Origin of the sequence: Bosea vaviloviae, from assembly GCF_001741865.1 — a bacterium.
In the GTDB taxonomy this organism is placed as follows: domain Bacteria; phylum Pseudomonadota; class Alphaproteobacteria; order Rhizobiales; family Beijerinckiaceae; genus Allobosea; species Allobosea vaviloviae.
On sequence record NZ_CP017147.1, the window covers coordinates 5,933,645 to 5,952,302 of the forward strand.

Consider the following 18,658-nt stretch of genomic DNA (forward strand, 5'->3'; position numbering starts at 1 on the left):
GCGTGCCGATCGCGACTGCCTTCGTGCTGCAGATCAGGCCACCGGCACCGAGATCGCCATGCCGTCGCGCTGCGGATCGGCGCCGCCCGAGCAACGCCCGTCATCGATCCTGATGCCGTGCAGGGCCGCGAAGGGATAGCTCTGGGCCGAGCGCTTGATGTCGTAGCCCATCGCGCTCAATTCGGCGCTGACGCTGCGGCGGATGCGGTTCGAGATGTCGATCGAATTCGAGACCGCGACGATGCGCGGCGCGGCGACCGCCTCCAGCATCGACATGCCGAAATCGACGACGTTCATGATGCCTTGCGCCATGGCGGGCGCGATATAGCTGCCGCCGGGCGCACCCATCACGATGAAGGGCTTGTCGTCCTTGAAGACGATGGTCGGCGCGGCCGAGGAGGAGCGGCGCTTGCCCGGTGCGATCGACCCCGCGCGACCGGGGCGCGGATCGAAACGGCTCATCGTGCCGTTATAGATGAAGCCCAGGCCCGGCGTGATCGCACCCGACGGGCTGCCCAGCGTATGCGTCAGTGCGACCGCGTTGCCCTGGCTGTCGACCACCGAGATATGCGTGGTCTCGCGCGAGGAGGAGCGCTCCAGCCGCTTCACATCGGCGCGCTCGCCGCGGCGGATGCTGTCGGCATGGGCGGCAGCATGCTCCTTCGAGATCAATCGCTCGACCGGCACGTCGACATAAGCCGGATCGCCCATATGCTGGTCCTTGTCGATGGTCATGCGCTTCATCGCCTCGGCCAGCAGCCGGACATGCTCCGTGCCGCCATGGCTCAGCCCGCCGATTTCGAAATTCTCCAGCATGTTGAGGATCTGCAGCATCAGCATGCCGCTCGCCGGCGGCGGACTGGTCGAGATCCGGTGACCGCGATAGGAGCCCCAGATCGGCTCGGCGACCGAAAGTTCATAGGCCGCCAGATCCTGGCGCGAGATCAGGCCGCCATGTGCCGCGAAGTCGGCGGCGATCTCCTCGGCGAGCTCGCCCTTGTAGAACAGCTCCGCCCCGCCCTTGGCGAGACGTTCGAGCGTGTTGGCCATGTCCGGATTGGCGAGCAGATCGCCGACGCGCTTCAGGCTGCCATCCGGCCGGAAATACAAGCTCTTGCCGGTCTCGCTGTAGCGCAGCTTGTCGGCGGTGTTGACCTGGCCCGAGCCTTTCTGATCCTGCGACCAGAACCAGTGCATATGCGGGCGCACCAGCACCCCGCTCCTCGCCTGCGCGATTGCAGGCGCGATCACGTCGGCCCAATCCATCGTGCCGAAGCGCGAGAGCGCGTAGTCATAGCCCTTGACGCTGCCCGGCGTGCAGACGGCGAGATGGCCGAACTCGCTGATGCCGCCCTCGAGCAGGAAGGCGAAGCCGTCGCGCGACTGGCCGAGCAATTTGTCGACCCACATATCGGGCGTCGCCGAGAGCGAGGCTTTTGCGTAGAACTCGACGATCTGGTGGACGCCGCGGCCGGGCATGTAGAGCTGCATCGAGCCGAAGCCGCCGATGCCCGACATCAGCGGATCGACCACGCCCTGCATGAAGGCGCAGGCGATGGCGGCATCGACCGCATTGCCGCCGCGCTCCAGCACGGCTGCGCCGGCTTCGGCGGCCTCGGGCTGCGGACAGACGATCATTCCGTTTTTCATCAGGGCGTCTCGTCGGTTGGGGATTTCCAAGATGCGGTTCGGTCGGTGCGCTCGCCATGCGCCGGGGTCAGGCCCTGAGGGAGAGGCGCAGAATCCCGCCATCGGTCTCCAGGCGGCAGCCCAGTTCGGCGGATGCGGCGGTCAGCCGGTCGCGCGCCTGCGGCAGGTCGTCGACGGCCCGGACGACCGTCTGATTGTCAGCGTTGCGCTCGACGAAGGCGATCTCGATCGAGCCTATCACGCCGTCTGCGATCGAGGCGCGCAGGAACATGCCGACCCAGTCGGCATGCAGCACGCGGTCATGCGCGAACTGGAAAGAGAAATTTCCGCAGCCATAGACGATCGGCCGGCCGGCATGGAGTTCGATCGGCAGGATCATGTGCGGCCCATGGCCGAAGACGAGATCGGCACCGGCATCGATCGCCGCATGGGCGAATTCGCGTTGATAATTCAGGATTTCGGCGCGGTAGCCCCAATGAAACGAGGCGACGACGATGTCGGCCCGTTCGCGCAGGCTCGCGATCGCCCCGGCGCATTCCGCCAGGGAGCCCGGATCGGCCCAAGTCACGACCTCGGGTGGGACGCCGGGCCGGGTCCGCGCCGCCTGCTGTTCGAGCTTGGGCCGATAGGCGGTATGGGCCTTGATAACCGCGACGCCGACCTGGCCTGGCCCGGCCTCATGCGTATCGGGCCAATAGATCGCCGTGCGTTGCAGAATGCCGTATCTCAGCCCGTGGCGTTCGATGATGAGAGGCTCGCGGGCGGCGTCGTCAAGGCCCGCGCCCACCGTGGCGATGCCCGCCCGGCCGAGCGCCGCGAGCGAGGAGGCGATCGCCTCCTGGCCGATATTGACGTTGTTGGCCATGCCGACAGCATGCAGCCCCGCCGCCTTCAGCACAGCGGCAAAGCGGGTTGGAACGTAGAAGCCGCGTTGCTCGGTGGCGGTCGCGGCATCGTCGAACAGGCAGCATTCGAGGTTGGCGAACACCATGCTCGCACCCGCCAGCTTGGGTGCGACGTGCTCGAAGACCAGGCTCGGATCGCCGACACCCTTCAGGTTGATGTCGCCCAGCAGGTACAAGGCGCGGGTCATCGCAGCTCAGCTCAGCGGCGTATGTGCGGTTTCGTTTTCCGCGAGGCGCCAGAACAGCCTCACCCCGCCATCCCCGCTGCTTTCCAGCCCCGGCACGGCGGAGAGCAGCTTGCGGGTATAGGCGTGCTTGGGATCGTCGAAGATCTGGTCGCGCGAGCCCTCCTCGACGATGCGACCCTCCTGCATGACCACGACACGGTCGGCGACCTGCTCGACCACGCCGAGATCATGGCTGATGAACAGGCAGGAGAAGCCGTGCTTGCGCTGCAATTCCGCGAAGAGCTCGAGCACCTGGGCGCGCACGGTGACGTCGAGCGCCGAGACCGGCTCGTCGGCGATGACGAAGCTCGGCCGGCGCACCACGGCGCGCGCGATCGCGACGCGCTGGCGCTGGCCGCCGGAGAGCTCATGCGGAAAGCGCTCGGCGAACCCGTTGCCGAGGCCGACCTCGGCCAGCACCTCGGCGACGCGCGCCTTCTTCTCGGCAGCCCCCATGCCCGGCACCAATCGCAGCGGCTCGGTGACGAGTTCGCCGATGGACATGCGCGGATCGAGCGAGGAATAGGGATCCTGGAACACCATCTGGCAGTTCAGCCGGTAATCCCAGTAAGCGACCTCGCTCTTGAAGATCGGCTTGCCGTTGAACAGGATCTCGCCGCCGCTCGATTTGACCAGGCCGGCGATGGACTGGCCGAGCGTGGTCTTGCCCGAGCCGGAGCCGCCGACCACCGCGACGACCTCGCCCGGCTGCACCGCAAGAGAGATACCGTGCAGCGCGCGCTTGGGCGCCGATTTGCGGAAGAAGCGCTGTCGGCCGGGATAATCGACGACGAGGTCGCGGACCGCGACGATCGGCGTCTTCGCCTCTGGAAGCTCGCGGGCCTGGCCGCGCAGCGGCATCGCGGCCAGCAGCTTGCGGGTATAGGGGTGCTGCGGCCGCGCCAGGATGTCGTCGGCCGCGCCCTGCTCGACGACGTCGCCCTGGTTCATCACGACGATACGACTGCAATAGCGCGCGACCATGCCGAGATCATGCGAGATCAGCAGAACAGCGGTGCCGTTCTCCTTGGTCAGGTCGACCATCAGCTCCATGACGTCACGCTGGACGACCGCGTCGAGCGCGGTCGTCGGCTCGTCGGCAAGCAGCAAGGCGGGCTTCAGCAGCATCACCGAGGCCAGCATGATGCGCTGGCGCATGCCGCCGGAGAACTGGTGGGGGAAGGCGTGGAGCGCGCCTTCGGGATCGGAGAGGCCGACGCGCCGGAGCATGTCGAGGATCAGCGCCCGCCGGCCGGCGGCGTCGAGATCGCGGTGCAGCGCAAGGCCTTCCTCGAGTTGCCGGCCGATCATCATCGACGGATTGAGCGAGGTCATCGGCTCCTGGAAGACCATGCCGACCTTGGAGCCGCGCACGGCGCGCAGGCGCTTTGGCGCCATCGTCGTGATCTCGTCGCCGTCGAACAGGATCGAACCGGAAACGAGTTTCACCGCCGGCGGGACGAAGCCCATGATGGCGCGCGCGGCCAAGGTCTTGCCTGAACCGGATTCCCCGACGATGCCGACGATCTCGCCCGGCGAGACCGAGAAGCCGACATCGTTGACGACGGTCTTGCCGGACGCGCCGATCCTGAGCGTGAGATTGGACACTGCGAGCAAGGGCTTGGCGAGCAGAGGCTTGCTCCCGGGCACGAACCTGCTCGGCGACTGTTTTCCAGTGCTCATCGCAAACCCCTCATCCGCGGATCGAGCCGGTCGCGCACCGCGTCGCCGAGCAGGTTGATGCCGAGCAGCGTCAGCGAGATGCACAGGCCGGGAAAGATGCCAAGCCACATCGCCTGGCCGATATAGGGGCGCGCTCCGGCAAGCATGTTGCCCCAGGTCGGAGCCGGCGGCGGCACGCCCAGCCCCAGGAAGGAGAGCGAGCTCTCGGCCAGCAGCACATAGCCGAACATCGAGGTCGCCAGCACGGTCAAGGGTGCGATGCAGTTCGGCAGGATGTGGCGGGCCATGGTGTAGCCTTCCGAATTGCCCATCACGCGCGAGGCGGCGATGAACTCCCTCTCGCGCAGCGACAACACCGTGCCGCGCACGATGCGCGCGACCGACGGCGTATAGGCGATGCCGAGCGCGACGATGATGCCGTATTTGTTGGCGCCGACGACCGCCAGCAGGCCGAGCGCCAGCAGGATGCCGGGGAAGGCCAGCAACGCATCGTTGAAGGCCATGATGACCCGGTCGACCCAGCCACGGACATAGCCCGAGAACAGGCCGATCAGCGTGCCGAAGATCACGGCGAGCGCCACCGTCAGCAGGCTGATCCAGACGCTCGTGGCGGCGCCCGCCATCAGGCGCGAGAGCACATCGCGGCCGAATTCATCAGTACCGAGCCAATGGGCCGCGCTTGGCGCGGCGAGCTTCTCGCGAAAGGAGAGCTTGAGCGGATCATAGGGCGTCCAGAGCGCGCCGGTGCCGGCGGCGATGAGGAGGCCACCGATGAGGCCGCCCCCGATCAGCGCATTGAATGCGGGGAGCTTCATTGCGCCGTCACCCTCGGGTCGAAGATCGGATAGCAGAGATCGATCACGAGATTCACCAGCACATAACAGAAGGCGACGAAGAGCATGCAGCCCTGGATGACGGGGTAGTCGCGGGCGAAGATCGAATCGACCAGGAGCCGGCCCAGGCCCGGAATGGTGAAGACGGTTTCAACGACCGCGATGCCGCCCAGGAGATTGCCGAGCACGAGGCCGATCAGCGTCCAGGTCGGCCCGAAGGCGTTCTTGAAGGCGTGGCGCCAGAGCACCGCGCCTTCCGAGAGCCCCTTGGCGCGGGCATGGGTGATGTAGTCGAGCCGCAGCACCTCGAGCGTCGAGGCGCGCGCCATGCGCAGGATCACGCCGATCTCATGCAGGAACAGCGTCAGGATCGGCATGATCAGATAGATGATGCCGCGCCAGGGATCGTCGCCGATCGAGACATAGCCCACCACCGGCAGCCATTCGAGCTTGAGGCCGAAGAACAGCAGCAGCAGCAGGCCGAGCCAGAAGGTCGGGATCGAGAGCAGCAGCGTCGCCGCGCCGACGAGGCCTAGGTCGAGCGTCGAATCCTGCCGCCAGGCTGCGATGACGCCGGCCGGCACCGCGACAAGGCTGGCGAAGAACACCGCGACCAGCACGATCTGGGCGCTGACCCAGAAGCGCGCCAGGATCAGCGGCAGGATCGGCTCCTGGCTGTTGATCGAGATGCCGAGATCGCCCTTGAGCAGATTGCCGAACCAGATGCCGAACTGCGTGAACAGGCTCTGGTCGAGCCCGAGCCGGGCCCGCAGGTCGGCGATCGAGGCGGGCGTCGCGAGATCGCCCAGCATCAGCGAGGCCGGATCTCCCGGTATCAGGCGGATCAGGACGAAGACCGACACCGCCACTATCAGCAGGGTCGGGATCGCCATCATGATCCGGGTCAGTGCAAAACGCAGCATCGGGCTCTCCCCGGTTCAGGATTGTCGGGGATGGCTCAGTTGGCGAGCGTGACTTCCCACATCCTGAGCTTCGACTGCCAGGGCTGGAAGCCCGTGATGCGCTTGTTGATCGCCATCACGTCGATGCCGTTGAAGAGGAAGATCAGCGGCACCTCGTCGATAATGCGCTTGTGCAGGTCGTCGACGATGGCCTGACGCTGCGCCTTGTCGGTGATCAGCATCAGCTTGTCGATCTGGGCCTGGCCCTCGGCCGAGTCGTAGACCTTGCGCGGCTGCTTGTCCTTGGGTCCCGAAAACTGCTCGAAGGCGATCGCGGGGTCGAAGCGGGCCGAAAAAGAGAAGGACTGCATCTGGTAGCTGCCCTTGCTGAAGCGGTCGAGCTGGGTCGCCCAGTCAAGCACCTCTATCTCGGCGTTGATTCCGACAGCCTGCAGCATCTGCTGTGCGACGACGGCAGCCGGGAAGCTCGGCACGGTGCCACGCTTGTTGGCCAGGATCGCGATCTTCTCGCCCTTGTAGCCGGACTCCTTGACGAGTTGCTTGGCTTTGGCGGGGTCGTAGACATGACCCTTCTTCTCGACCTCTCCGAAATAGCTTGAGCCGGAATAGATCGGCGAGTTGTTGGGTTTGCCGAGGTCGTTGTAGAACGAGGCCACGACCTCATCCATGTCGAGGGCGGCGGCAATGGCCTGGCGCAGCTTCTTGTTGCCCATCACCGCGTCGCGGGTCTGGATCAGGAAGACGTGGCGCACGGCGTTCGGCGCAGTCGCAACCGCGAGCTTGGGAATCTTGCGGATCTCCCCGACATCGCTCGGCAGGATCTCGGCCATGTCGAGCGCGCCCGAGGTCAGGCCCGCCTTCACCGTCGCCGGATCCTTGACGATCAGGAACTTGACCTCCTTGAGCAGCGGACGCTTGGAGCCGACATAGCCGTCCGCGCGCCCGTCCTTCGGCGATTTGTAGCCGTCGAAAGCGGTCATCGTGAAGAACTCGCCGCGCTTCCATTCGCCGAATTTGTAAGGTCCGGTACCGATCGGCTTGTCGAAGGAGCCATCGGGCTTGACCGAATCCTTGTGGATGATCGCGGTCATGGCGCAGTCGGTCCGGGCCAGCGTGTCGAGGAAGAGCGCGTTGGGCTGGGCGATCGTCATCACCACCGTCAGGGCGTCGGGCGCCGTCACGCTCTCGACCTTGAGGCCGGAGCGGCCATCGAACTCCGAAGTGCAGCGCCAGTCCGTCTTGGGATCCATGTAGCGATTCCAGCTCCACAGCACGTCGGCGGAGGTCAGCTCCGCGCCGTTGTGGAACTTGACGCCCTGGCGCAGGGTGAAGGTGTAGGTCTTGCCGTCAGCCGAGCGGTCGACCTTCTCGGCGAGCAGCGGCTGGGCCACGCCGCCCTCGTTATACCCGACCAGCCCCTCGACCATCTGCAAGGCGAAGTCGTCGGTGTTGTCGTCGCGGTTGACGCCGGGATTGATGCTGCGGACATCGGCCGCCACCGCAACGGTGAGCGACTGCGCGGCAGCGGGGCCAGCCATTGCGGCGAGCATGAAGGCGGAAGCGAGTACACGGTTCATAACCATTCCCCTTGTTGTTCTTGAATGCTGTGCTGGCGCTCAGGCGGCCTTGGCCGCGCCACCGCGTCGGCGGGCGAGCACATCGGCGAAGAAATCCTGTACGCGCGGCACGGCCCTCAGGCCGTCATGGGCCATGTTGGGCACGAGATCGAAGCGCACCGACACGCCCGCGGCCTCGAAGGATTTCTGCAGGCTCGCCAGCCGCTCGGGGCGCGTCGCGCCGGCATGGTTGGCGTCCGGCATCCAGTTGCGGCCGCCCTGCTTGTGGGTGATCTCCCAGGTCTCGAGATCGGCCGCGCCGACGATCATCTGCACCGGAACCTGGCGCATCGCCTCGATATCGGGAGCCACTCCGAAGAGCTGCGCCATATTGCGGGTGCCGACCCACCAGTCACGCGTCGGGTCGAGCAAGGTCACCGAGCCCGGCGCGCCGATCGAGCAGGCCCAGAGCTTCTGCGGCTGCAGCATCAGGAAGCGATGGGCGAAATGGCCGCCACCGGAATAGCCGAACAGGGCGAAGCGATCGATGCTCACGCCATAGCGCTGCGCCACCTCGTCGACCATGGCGAGCAGGACATGGTCATAACGGATCGCGCCCTCGCGCATATATTTGAAGCCGTCGCGATTGTCGTCGCCGAGCACGCCGATCGGAAACAGCGGCGCCAGCACGACGCAATTGTTCCAGCGTGCGAATTCCTCGAAGGCGTCGCGATAGCCGGTGAAGCCGCGCCCGGTTCCATGCATGGCGACGACGAGTTCCGGTGGCTCGCCGCCCTGCCCCAGCGTCTTGGGCACATAGAGGCAGTAGCTGAAGCGCGGATCGGCCTTGCAGGCGATCACCGGAGTCGGGCCGAGGTCGTAGAGCGCGCGAGCGATCGCGGCGGCGTCTTCCGGCTGGGAGGAGGCGGTTGCGGGAGCGGTCATGGCGCGCCTTTCAATTGGCGTAATAATTGGCGCCAATTATGTTGCATGTTACTGCAGGGCTCGCAACGCCCCGATGCGACAAATCCGGAATCTGCTAAAGACACCCGATGACGACTCGTCCGATCCGCCAGAGAGAGAAGCGCGCGCTGGCCAGCGAGATCGCGCAAGCGATCCATATGCGCGCCTACCGGCCGGGCGAGTGGCTGCGCCAGATCGACCTCGAGGAGGCCTTCAAGGCGACGCGTTTCGACGTGCGCAGCGCGCTCGACGAGCTGGCGGTGCGCAAGACGATCGAGCATGTCCCCAATCGCGGCTACCGCGTCGCCGAGATCGACCTGAAGACCCAGCACGCGATCCGGGACACCCGCGTCATCCTGGAGACCGCCGCCGCGCCCGGCATCGTCGCCGGCATCGACGCCGCGACGATCGCGCGATTGAGCGAGCTCGCCGAGCGCTTCAGCCAGGCGGTTCTGAGCGGCACGCGCATCGAGCAGAGCGAAATCAACAGCGCCTTCCACCATCTGATGTATGCGGCCTGCGGCAACCCCGTGCTCGAAGAGACGATCTGGGGGCTGAGGGACCGCTCGCGCGGCTCCTCCGTCACCGTCTGGAGTTCGCATCAGGCGCTGCTCAACAGCGACCGCGACCACCACGCCATGGTCGAGGCGCTGCGTGCAGGCGATGCGACGCGCCTCGCCGGGCTGATCGCCCATCATATCGTCAAGGACATGATCGAGGCCCAGGCGCACGCTCAGCCATCGACCGAAACCTCCCAGAGCCGGGGCAGCGAGGTCGGAGACGAGGTGTAACCCTTGACCCGCTTCGAGAAGGCGCCGCCGACGGTGCCGTTATAGAGCATCACCATCGGCACATCGGCGATGAAGCGCTTGTGCAGCTCGTCGAAGATCGCCTGGCGTTCGGCCTTGCCGGCAACGACCATCGACTTTTCAAGCAGCGCCTGCACCTGCGGATCGTCCCAGAGCTTGCGCGGCTGCTTGTCCTTCGGGCCGGTCATCGATTCGAAGGACAGCGACGGATCGAGCCGCCCCGAATAGGGGAAGGCCTGGATCTGGTAATTGCCCTTGTTGTAGCGGTCGAGCTGCGTCGCCCATTCCAGTACTTCGATCTCGATATTGATCCCGGCCGCCTTCAGCATCTGCTGGGCGATGACGGCAGAGTCGAAGCTCTGGGAGTAGCGCTTGTTCGCCAGCATGACGATCTTCTCGCCCTTGTAGCCGGCCTCGGCGAGCAGCTTCTTCGCCGCTGCGGGATCGTATTTCACGCCCTGCTGCTCGACCGGGCCGTGATAGGCCGAAAGCGCCGGAACGATCGACTGATTGGGCTTGCCGATGCCGTCGGTCACCGCGCCGACGAGCTCGTCGGTATCGATCGCGGCCGCGATGGCACGGCGCAGCTTGACGTTGCCCATCACCGGGTCGCGCGTCTGGATGATCAGCCCGACAAGCCCCATGCTGGAGACGACGGACAGCGATACCTTGTCGCTCTTCTTGAGCTCGGCGATATCGGCATTGGCGACGTCGGGGACGACATCGACATCGCCGCGCGTCAACGCAGCCTTGGCGGTGGCGCTGTCGGGGATGATGACGAAGCGAAGCTCGTCGACGAGCGGCCGCTTCGCCCCGGTCAAACCGTCGATCTTGCCGGGCAGGGACGCGTAGTCGGCGAAGCGCTCCAGCTTGATGTATTCGCCGCGCTTCCACTCGCCGAGCTTGAACGGGCCGGTTCCGATCGGCTTGTCGAAGCTGCCATCGGCCTTAACGGAATCCTTGTGCAGGATGCCCGTCATGGCGCAGTCGGTGCGCGCCAATGAGGTCAGGAACAGAGCGCTCGGCTTGTCCAGCGTGAACACGACAGTGCGCGTATCAGGCGCCGTCACGCTCTCGACCTTGACCGTGCCACGCCCGTCGAATTCGGACAGGCAGCGCCAATCCGTCTTCGGATCCATGTAGCGGTTCCAGCTCCAGAGCACGTCCTCCGAGCTCAGGCTGGCGCCGTTGTGGAACTTCACGCCCTGGCGCAGCGTGAAGCTGTAGGTCTTGCCGTCGCCGGAAATCTCGACCTTTTCGGCCAGCAGCGGCTTGGGCAAGGCGTCCTCGCCATAGGCGACCAGCCCCTCGACCATATGGAGCACGACGCCGTCGGTGTTGTGGTCGCGGTTGACGCCGGGATTGATCGAACGGATGTCGAAGGGCAATTGAACGCGCAGGCTGCTCGCCTGCGCCGAAGCGGTGATCGTCACGCCCAGCATGAGGCCGGCGACGAGACTTGCGGCGGGACTTGCAACAGGACTTGCGAACCACGAATTCCATCGACGCATCGGCATGTTCCCCTCTTTTTTATGACGAGCTGTTCGGCCGGCAGGTGGATTCCGCTATTCGGCGGCCTGCGCGAGCGTGACCGGCTCGTCCGTCAGGCTGTAGCGCGTGAAGACCCGGTTCAGCGCCGGCAGCAGAGCGACCTCCATGCTCCCCTTGGCCGGCTCCATGATCACCATCGCGACGGTGGCCGACAGATTGCCGGCGTCGTTGAGGCGCGGCGGCCGGCAGACCGAATGGGGGGTAAGAAAATCGTCGAAGAAGGCGTGCTTGAGGTCAGCGACCGTCAGCTTCCCGCCGGCCTCGTCGAGCAGCTTCTTCACGCGCCAGTCGCGGTAGAAGCTTTCGGGGACGCGCGGAATGCCGGTGTCCTTCAGCTTCGTCAGCGCCACCTGCCCGACCCAGTGATTGGCATGCACGATCAGCCCCTCGCTCGGATAGATCGGAAAGGCCTCGTCCGGCGCGCATTCGAAGTCGATCGCGAAGCCCTTCACCGTCGAGAGCATCATGTTGTTCGAGCAGGCCTTGGGCGTCGTCGCGACCGCCTTGATCGCGTAGGCGAGATGCTCCTGCTCCAGCACCTTGCGGCGGATCAGGGCGAGCGGCACGCCCACTTGCGTGAAATCCCGCTCGGATTCGAGATAGTTCGCGGTGATGCTGATGCCGGCGGCGTTGGTGCCGCAGCGGGCAAGCCCGCCGGCCTCGACGAAGGTCAGGAAATCCGGCCCGTCCTCGCGGCGCACCCGCAGCACGATCGCGGTCTCCGCGCATTCGGCCTTCCAGTCCCAGTTCTGGCCATGGATCAAGTCGCCGCTGGCGCTGCGCTCGGGCAGGATCACCGCGCCGGTGCAGCCATCGTCGAGCTCCTCGGTCTCGGCGATCGGCGTGCCCTTGATGAGCTTGGCCTTGGCGATCACCTCGGTGCGGGCATTGATCATGACGACGTCTTCGAGCGGCACCTTGGCGCCGTCGGCGATGCCGCGCATCTCCTCGATGTAATGCGCGCCGAAGGCTTCGATCTCGCGGGAGAATTCGGCGATCAGGGCCGATTTCGCGGCGGCGTCATAGCCGAGATCCCCCAGCTGGCTGCCATAGAGCTCGATCGAGCGCTTGACGCGCTGCGGCACCGCGGCGCCATGCTGGCGGCCGCGCTCATAGGGCGAACCCGAAACATCGACGAAGGGGCAAGGTTCAACCATGGTCGGGCTCCTCATAGCGCTCTGGCGTACCGTCAATCCATGATGTATTTCATTGCCAACTAAGACAATCAAGAGTTTTTCAATGACGACCCCCACCCGGCTGCAGCAGGACATCGCCGAGCGCATCCTCCAGATGGTGCGCGAGGATGGCCTGGAAGCCGGCGCCTGGCTGAACGAGAACAGCGCCGCGCGCCGCCTGAACGTCTCGCGCACGCCGGTCCGCGCCGCCCTGGACTATCTCGCTGGACAGGGCGTCGTGCGACGCCATCCCAACAAGGGCGTCGAGTTGCTGAGCACGCCGGCGACGACCGCGGGCAATGGCGGAAATCCCGACACCACCGAACTCGCCATGGTCAAGATCGCCCATGACCGCGAGACCGGGCAGCTTCCCGACGACATCTCCGAGCTGGAGGTGATGCGGCGCTACGAGCTCAGCCGGCCCGAGGTTCAACGCCTCCTCGCCCGCCTCGCCGACCTCGACATGGTCGAGCGCAAGCCCGGCTATGGCTGGCGCTTCCTGCACGATCTGCGCGACCCTTCAGCCCATGACGAGCGCTACCGCTTCCGGCTGCTGATCGAACCCATGGCGCTGCTGGAACCTGGTTTCTCGCTCGAACAGGGCTGGATCGATGAGATGCGCGCGCGCCATCGCGAGACGCTCGAACGCCCCTGGCGCGAGGCCTCCAGCATCGGCTTCTACGAGATGAACGCCGATTTCCATGAGGGATTGGCGGCAGCCTCGGGCAATCGCTACATCCACTCGGCAATCAGGCGGCAGAACCAGCTGCGCCGCCTGTCCAATTACGACTGGGTCTTCGGCCTCGAGCGCGTCGTGGTGAACTGCCGCGAACATTTGCAGATGTTGGACTGTCTCGAAGCCGGCGACCGCGAACTCGCCTCCGCCCTGATGCGCAGCCATCTCCAGCGGGCCAGCCAACTCCGCCGCGCCAACGGGTTCGACTGAATCGCGAAACGACACCATCGAACAGATATTGTCTTTCGTGACCAACAAAGACATCATGGGCACCTTGCTTCGCCGAGGACCGCTCATGACCGCCCATGCCGCCCCACCCCAGCCCCGTCTCGCCAACCGGCGCGATGCCTTCTGGATGCCGTTCACGCCGATGCGCGGCTTTCAAAGCGAGCCGATGCTGTTCGAAAGCGCGCAGGGCATGCATTACGTCACGCCGGAGGGCCGGCGCATCCTCGACGGCATGGCGGGGCTCTGGTGCGTCAACGCCGGCCACGGCCAGCCGCGCATCGTCGAGGCCATTCGCGAGGCCGCCGGCCGGCTCGATTTCGTCTCCTCCTTCAAGATGAGCCACCCGGCCGCGGAAGCCTATGCGCAGCGGCTTTGCGAGTTCGCGCCCGAGGGCATCGACCATGTCTTCTTCGTCAATTCGGGCTCAGAGGCCGTCGACACGGCACTGAAGATCGCCCGCGCCTATCACCATGCCAGGGGCCAGGCCGGCCGCACCAAGCTGATCGGACGCCACAAGAGCTATCACGGCGTCGGCTTTGGCGGCCTCTCTGTCGCCGGCATCGGCCGCCACAAGGCCGCCTTCGGTCCGCTGCTCGCCGATGTCGCCCATCTGCCGCTGCCCTATGACCGCGCCAGCATGGCCTTTTCGCGCGGCCAGCCTGAGGGCGGGGCGAGCGCGTCCGAGGCGCTGGAGACCTTGCTGCAGATCCATGATCCCTCGACGGTCGCCGCCGTCATCGTCGAGCCCGTCACCGGCTCGGGCGGCGTCTACCCGCCGCCGAAGGGCTATCTCGAACGCCTGCGCGCGATCTGCGACAAGCATGGCATCCTCTTGATCTTCGACGAGGTCATCACCGGCTTCGGCCGGTTGGGCACGCCCTTCGCGGCCCAGGCCTATGGCGTCAAGCCCGATCTGATGAGCTGCGCCAAGGGCATGACCAACGGCGCCGTGCCGATGGGCGGCGTGCTCGTCGCCAGCCATGTCTATGAGGCCTTCATGGCCGGACCGCCGGAGGCGGTCGAGCTCTTCCACGGCTACACCTATTCGGCCCATCCGCTCGCCTGCGCGGCGGGCCTGGCGACGCTCGATATCTTCGCCGAGCAGGATCTGCTCGGACGCCTGCGCGGCGTGCTGCCACTCTGGCAGGATCGCGCCCACCGCCTGAAGGGCGCGCCGCATGTCGCGGATATCCGCACGGCCGGGCTGCTCTGCGCCATCGATCTCTCGCCACGCCCCGGTGCCGAGGGCGCGCGCGGCGGCGCCTGCGCCAGGCTCTGCTACGAGGCCGACCTCTTGATCCGCAATGCCGGCGACACGCTCGTGCTGTCGCCGCCGCTGGTCATCGCGCCCGACGAGATCGAGACGATCTTCGCGACGATCGAGGCTGCCTTGTCGCGGATCGATTGAGAGGGCTTCCGGTCAGAGCTGCGGGCCGCCGGCCCGCAGCAACTCCCTCGCCGTCCCCGTCAATCGTTCCCCGCCGCCCGCGCGAACGACGACGGTTTCGCTGAAACCGAGTCCACCGGCCGAGACATACATGTGGAAGACCATGCCCTCCTCCAGTCGCCATGTCGCATTGGGCAGGAAGACGCGTGAAAAATCGCTCGGGCGCGGCGTCCGTGCGTAAAGCCCAAGCGTATAGCCGCTGACATTGTCGTAAGCCGGCCGCAGGCGCTCAGCGAGCACCGCCTCGCGCAGGACGGCGTCGACCTCGCCAGCGAGCGCGCCCGGCCGCATCGCCGCGAATTGCCGGTCCTGCAAAGCGACGAGCCGCTCGGCAAGCGGCGCAAGCCCGCGCCGGTCCGAGCCGATCAGCACCGGCCGCATCAGCCTTGCGCCATAGTTTGCGACTTTCGGGATCAATTCGACATGCAGCACGTCGCCGTCATCGAGCGGCAGCGCGGTCATCACGCCATGCAGGAATTCGTGATCACCGAGGCCGGGCACGATCGGCCCCGTCTCGCCGGTATCGGCGCCATTCTCCAGGAAGCTTGCAGCCGCGATGGCAGCGGCCGCACGCGGAGACAACCCCGGCTGCGCCCGTGCCGTGATGGCCGCCATGGCCTTGTCGGCGATCCCGGCGGCCTGCGCCAGCAGCGCGATCTCGGCCTCGGATTTGACCTGGCGCAGCAGATCGCTCGCGCCCGGCATGTCGATGAACCGCGCCTCCGGCAGAAGCGCCTGGAGCCGGTCGCGCGTTGCGGCCGTGAAGCCATAGGAGTTGTGGTCGGCCCCGATTCGTGCGGCGGCATGGCCCCGGGTGCGGATCGCCTCGGCCATCACCGCATGCGGCTCGGCCGTGTCGGCAAAGCCCTGGATATCGGAAAACCAGCAGGCGTTGCGGCAGGGCTGTGCATCGAGCGCGCGCAGCACGAACCAGGGTTCTCCCGTGAGCGGCAGGAAAGCCGCGCGATACATCGTCTCGGAGACGGTGTAGCCGGTCAGCCAGGCCAGGCATTCGGCATGGTCGATCAGGAAGAGATCGACACCGGCCTCGACCATCGCGGCCCGCGCCCTGGCCCCGCGCCGCGCGAACTCCTCGCGCGCGAACATCGCTCAGGCGATCTCGCAGATATCGAGGATGCAGAGCATGTAGATCCGGATCATGGCGAGGTAGTCGACGATCTCGACGCGCTCATCGGGCATGGTGTTGTAGCGCCCGCCCGGACCGCAGACGATGCCTTCCATGCCGAGCTCCGCATAGAAATGGCCGGCATCGGTGCCGAAGAAGCCGGGAGGCGCGATCGCCCCGGTCGGCTGCGCCTCGCCGCGCACCTCCTGATAGGCGGCATTGATCGTCTTGACGATGCGGGCGTCCCTGGCGACCTCGAAGGCCGGCATCGACCTGTGGCCCTCTTCCTTCTCGGTGCGGATCGTCGCCTTCAGACCGGGGAAGCGCGCCTCCAGCGCATCGAGCTCGCGGCGCATGTCGGCGATGGCGCCGGCCTCGGTCTGGCCCGGCGCATAGCGCCCCGAGCCCTTGATCCGGGCGAAGTCGGCGACCTGCGGCGCGCGCCATTCATGCAGCTCCTTGCCGAGCGCACCGCGAACCACGCCGACATGGACGCGGTTGATCGAACGGTGCTCGTCGGAGTTCGCGCCGGAGAAGGTCATCGCGTTGAGGCGCGGGATCAGGTCGCAGGCCGCCACGATGGCATCGACCGCCTGCTCGCGCTTGGAGAGATGGCGGGTGTTGCCGGTCAGCTCGATCACGAAGGTGAAGGCACAGGCATGCATGGTGATGGCCTGCAGGTCGCTCGGTTCGGAGTTGATGAAGTAGTCGGCCTTCACCCCGCTCCTGATCGCCGCGACCGTGCCGACACCGCCCTGCAATTCGCCGACGACATAGGTCAGCACGACATCGCCCTTCAGCTTCACACCGGCGTCGATCAGCGTCTTGACCGCGCAGAAATAGGCAGCATCCCCCGCCTTCATGTTGGAGACGCCGATGCCGTAGATGAACTCCTTGTCGACCAGCCCACCCCAGGGATCGACCGTCCAGCCCTCGGTCGCCGGGTTGGTGTCGAGATGGCCGTTGAACAGCAGGCTCTTGCCCCCACCTGTTCCCTTCCAGCGGCCGATGGCGTTGACGCGCTCGCCGACGACCGGCTGCAATTCGGCCTCGATGCCAATTTCGCGCATCCTCTCGGCCATGAAGGCGGCGAGCACGCGCTCGCCTTCCGTCTCCGAATAGCTCTTGTGGCGCGCCATCGCGCTGAGGAAATCGAGGGCGGCTTTCTCGTCGAGACGAGCCAGGAGGGCGGCGCGATCCATCGTCAAATCCTTGGAAGCTCAGATACGGGAGCGGCAGGGGCCGGTACGGCCTCGATCAGCGAGCGGGTATAGGCATGGACCTGCCCGCCCGAGAGATCGGCGACATCGACGAGATCGACGAGGTCGCCGCGATACATCACCGCGATGCGATGCGCGATCTGGCGCACCAGGTTGAGATCATGGGTGATGAAGAGATAGGCGGTGCCGAAGCGCTTCTGCAGATCGACCAGAAGCTCCACCACCGAGGCCTGCACGGAAACGTCGAGCGCCGAGGTGATCTCGTCGCAGATCACCAGCTTCGGCCGGGACGCGAAGGCGCGCGCGATCGCCACGCGCTGCTTCTCGCCGCCGGAAAGCTGGTGGGGATAGCGCTCGGCGTAAGCCGCCGGCAGGCGCACCTGTTCGAGCAGCTCTCCGATCGCATTTGCGTCCTTGCGTTGCGCGACCGTGCCGTAGAGCGCCAGCGGCCGCGACAGGATCTCGCGGATGCGCTGGCGTGGATTGAGCGAGGAATCGGGGTGCTGGAAGATGATCTGGACATCGCGGCGATAGGCCCGGTCCATGTCCTTCAATCCGCTGATCGGACGGCCGGCGAAACGGATTTCGCCCTCGAACGGGTTCAGCCCCGTCAGCGCCCTGGCGAGCGTCGATTTGCCTGAGCCGGATTCGCCGACGATGCCGAGGATCTCGCCCTCGCGCACGGACAGGCTGACCTCGCGATTGCCGGTGAACTGAGTGTTCTCACGGCCGAGCAGCTTCGCAAGGAAGGGTTTCCGGCCATAGCGCACGCTGACCTTGTCGACCTCGACCAGCGCCTTCGCTTCGGAGCCCGGCCCCGCCTCGATCAGGCGATGATCCGGGCGCGGCACGGCGGCGAGCAGCTTTCGGGTATAGGCGTCCTGCGGCGAGGCAAAAACCTCCTCCACCTTGCCCTGCTCGACGATGCGGCCGCGATGGATCACGGCGACACGATTGGCGACGCGCGAGACCAGAGCCAGATCATGCGAGATGTAGAGCGAGGCGACGCCGGTCTGCGCCTGCAACTCGCCGAACAGATCGAGGATCTGGCGGGCGGTGATGACGTCGAGCGCCGTCGTCGGCTCGTCGAAGATGATGCATTCGGGCTGGCAGGCGAAGGCGGTGGCGATGACCACGCGCTGCTTCTCGCCGCCCGAGGCCTCATGCGGATAGCGCCGCATCATCTCTGCCGGGACCTTCAGGCCAACGCGGGCGAGCATCGCCTCGCCCTCGGCCCAGGCCTGCTTGCGCGTCAGGCCGCGATGATGTTCCAGCACCTCGGCCAATTGCTCGCCCAGCGGCAAGGTCGGGTTGAGCGAAGTGCTCGGATCCTGGAAGACCATGCCGATGCGCCGGCCGCGAATGGCCTCGATCTCGGCCTCGCTGGTCGTGGTCAACTCCTTGTCGATCAAGCGGATGCGGCCGGCCTCCCGCGCGCGCTCCGGCAGATGGCGCATGATCGCCCAGGCGAGCGAGGTCTTGCCGGAGCCGGATTCGCCGACGAGACCGAGCACCTCGCCCTTGGCGACGCTCAACGTGACCGCGTCGAGCGCGCGGGTGAAGCCGGCAGGCGTGGCGTAGTCGAGGCAGTAATCGGCGATGTCGAGGATCGGCGTCATGCGTGCA

General features: G+C 66.2%; 15 protein-coding genes. 3 read left to right on the forward strand and 12 right to left on the reverse strand.

Annotated elements, in window-relative coordinates; all coding sequences use genetic code 11:
• Positions 1–33 precede the first annotated feature (33 nt).
• From ggt to BHK69_RS27505, 7 genes are all read right to left on the reverse strand, one after another.
• Positions 34–1,650 (reverse strand): gamma-glutamyltransferase, encoded by a 1,617-nt coding sequence (ggt, locus tag BHK69_RS27475; RefSeq protein ID WP_069692883.1) that lies wholly within the window; start codon positions 1,648–1,650, stop codon positions 34–36.
• Between the two features lie 67 nt (positions 1,651–1,717).
• Positions 1,718–2,743 carry a CapA family protein gene (locus tag BHK69_RS27480; protein ID WP_069692884.1) on the reverse strand — a complete coding sequence of 342 codons (1,026 nt, stop codon included), beginning with the start codon at positions 2,741–2,743 and terminating at the stop codon, positions 1,718–1,720.
• A 6-nt stretch (positions 2,744–2,749) separates the two neighbouring features.
• Positions 2,750–4,465 carry an ABC transporter ATP-binding protein gene (locus tag BHK69_RS27485; RefSeq protein WP_083269718.1) on the reverse strand — a complete coding sequence of 572 codons (1,716 nt, stop codon included), beginning with the start codon at positions 4,463–4,465 and terminating at the stop codon, positions 2,750–2,752.
• Positions 4,462–5,280, reverse strand: a complete 819-nt coding sequence (locus tag BHK69_RS27490) for an ABC transporter permease (protein ID WP_069692885.1) — start codon at positions 5,278–5,280, stop codon at positions 4,462–4,464. The genes BHK69_RS27485 and BHK69_RS27490 overlap by 4 nt, the downstream gene beginning before the upstream one ends.
• Positions 5,277–6,221, reverse strand: a complete 945-nt coding sequence (locus BHK69_RS27495; RefSeq protein ID WP_069692886.1) for an ABC transporter permease — start codon at positions 6,219–6,221, stop codon at positions 5,277–5,279. The genes BHK69_RS27490 and BHK69_RS27495 overlap by 4 nt, the downstream gene beginning before the upstream one ends.
• 35 nt (positions 6,222–6,256) lie before the next feature.
• Positions 6,257–7,798 carry an ABC transporter substrate-binding protein gene (locus BHK69_RS27500; protein ID WP_069692887.1) on the reverse strand — a complete coding sequence of 514 codons (1,542 nt, stop codon included), beginning with the start codon at positions 7,796–7,798 and terminating at the stop codon, positions 6,257–6,259.
• 39 nt (positions 7,799–7,837) lie between these two features.
• The gene (locus tag BHK69_RS27505; protein ID WP_069692888.1) at positions 7,838–8,722 is read right to left on the reverse strand and encodes an alpha/beta hydrolase family protein; all 885 of its coding nucleotides are present in this window, start codon (positions 8,720–8,722) and stop codon (positions 7,838–7,840) included.
• Positions 8,723–8,829: 107 nt separating this feature from the next.
• On the opposite strand from BHK69_RS27505, the gene BHK69_RS27510 reads away from it, so the two are divergent.
• Positions 8,830–9,531, forward strand: a complete 702-nt coding sequence (locus BHK69_RS27510; RefSeq protein WP_069692889.1) for a GntR family transcriptional regulator — start codon at positions 8,830–8,832, stop codon at positions 9,529–9,531.
• Here the strand turns inward: BHK69_RS27510 and BHK69_RS27515 are convergent.
• Both BHK69_RS27515 and BHK69_RS27520 read right to left on the reverse strand, forming a co-directional pair.
• Positions 9,474–11,066: an ABC transporter substrate-binding protein gene (locus BHK69_RS27515; RefSeq protein ID WP_244548342.1), complete on the reverse strand. Its 1,593-nt coding sequence runs from the start codon at positions 11,064–11,066 to the stop codon at positions 9,474–9,476. The two genes, BHK69_RS27510 and BHK69_RS27515, sit on opposite strands and share 58 nt — an antisense overlap.
• A 48-nt stretch (positions 11,067–11,114) precedes the next feature.
• Positions 11,115–12,257: a C45 family autoproteolytic acyltransferase/hydrolase gene (locus BHK69_RS27520; RefSeq protein WP_069692891.1), complete on the reverse strand. Its 1,143-nt coding sequence runs from the start codon at positions 12,255–12,257 to the stop codon at positions 11,115–11,117.
• Positions 12,258–12,339: 82 nt separating this feature from the next.
• Here BHK69_RS27520 and BHK69_RS27525 point away from each other — a divergent pair, with 82 nt between their 5' ends.
• Positions 12,340–13,221: a GntR family transcriptional regulator gene (locus BHK69_RS27525; protein WP_069692892.1), complete on the forward strand. Its 882-nt coding sequence runs from the start codon at positions 12,340–12,342 to the stop codon at positions 13,219–13,221.
• Between the two features lie 85 nt (positions 13,222–13,306).
• Complete coding sequence (gene aptA / locus BHK69_RS27530) at positions 13,307–14,647, forward strand: omega-aminotransferase AptA (protein ID WP_069694012.1); 1,341 nt, start codon at positions 13,307–13,309, stop codon at positions 14,645–14,647.
• Positions 14,648–14,659: 12 nt separating this feature from the next.
• Here aptA and BHK69_RS27535 read toward each other — a convergent pair whose 3' ends face one another.
• Genes BHK69_RS27535 through BHK69_RS27545 form a run of 3 tightly spaced genes read right to left on the reverse strand, consistent with a single transcriptional unit; the run spans position 14,660 to position 18,651 of the window.
• Positions 14,660–15,793, reverse strand: a complete 1,134-nt coding sequence (locus BHK69_RS27535) for a M24 family metallopeptidase (protein ID WP_069692893.1) — start codon at positions 15,791–15,793, stop codon at positions 14,660–14,662.
• Between the two features lie 3 nt (positions 15,794–15,796).
• Entirely contained in the window at positions 15,797–17,014 is a 1,218-nt protein-coding gene (locus tag BHK69_RS27540; protein ID WP_069692894.1) for a M20 family metallopeptidase, read from the reverse strand.
• A gap of 2 nt (positions 17,015–17,016) precedes the next feature.
• Entirely contained in the window at positions 17,017–18,651 is a 1,635-nt protein-coding gene (locus BHK69_RS27545) for a dipeptide ABC transporter ATP-binding protein (RefSeq protein ID WP_069692895.1), read from the reverse strand.
• Positions 18,652–18,658 lie beyond the last annotated feature (7 nt).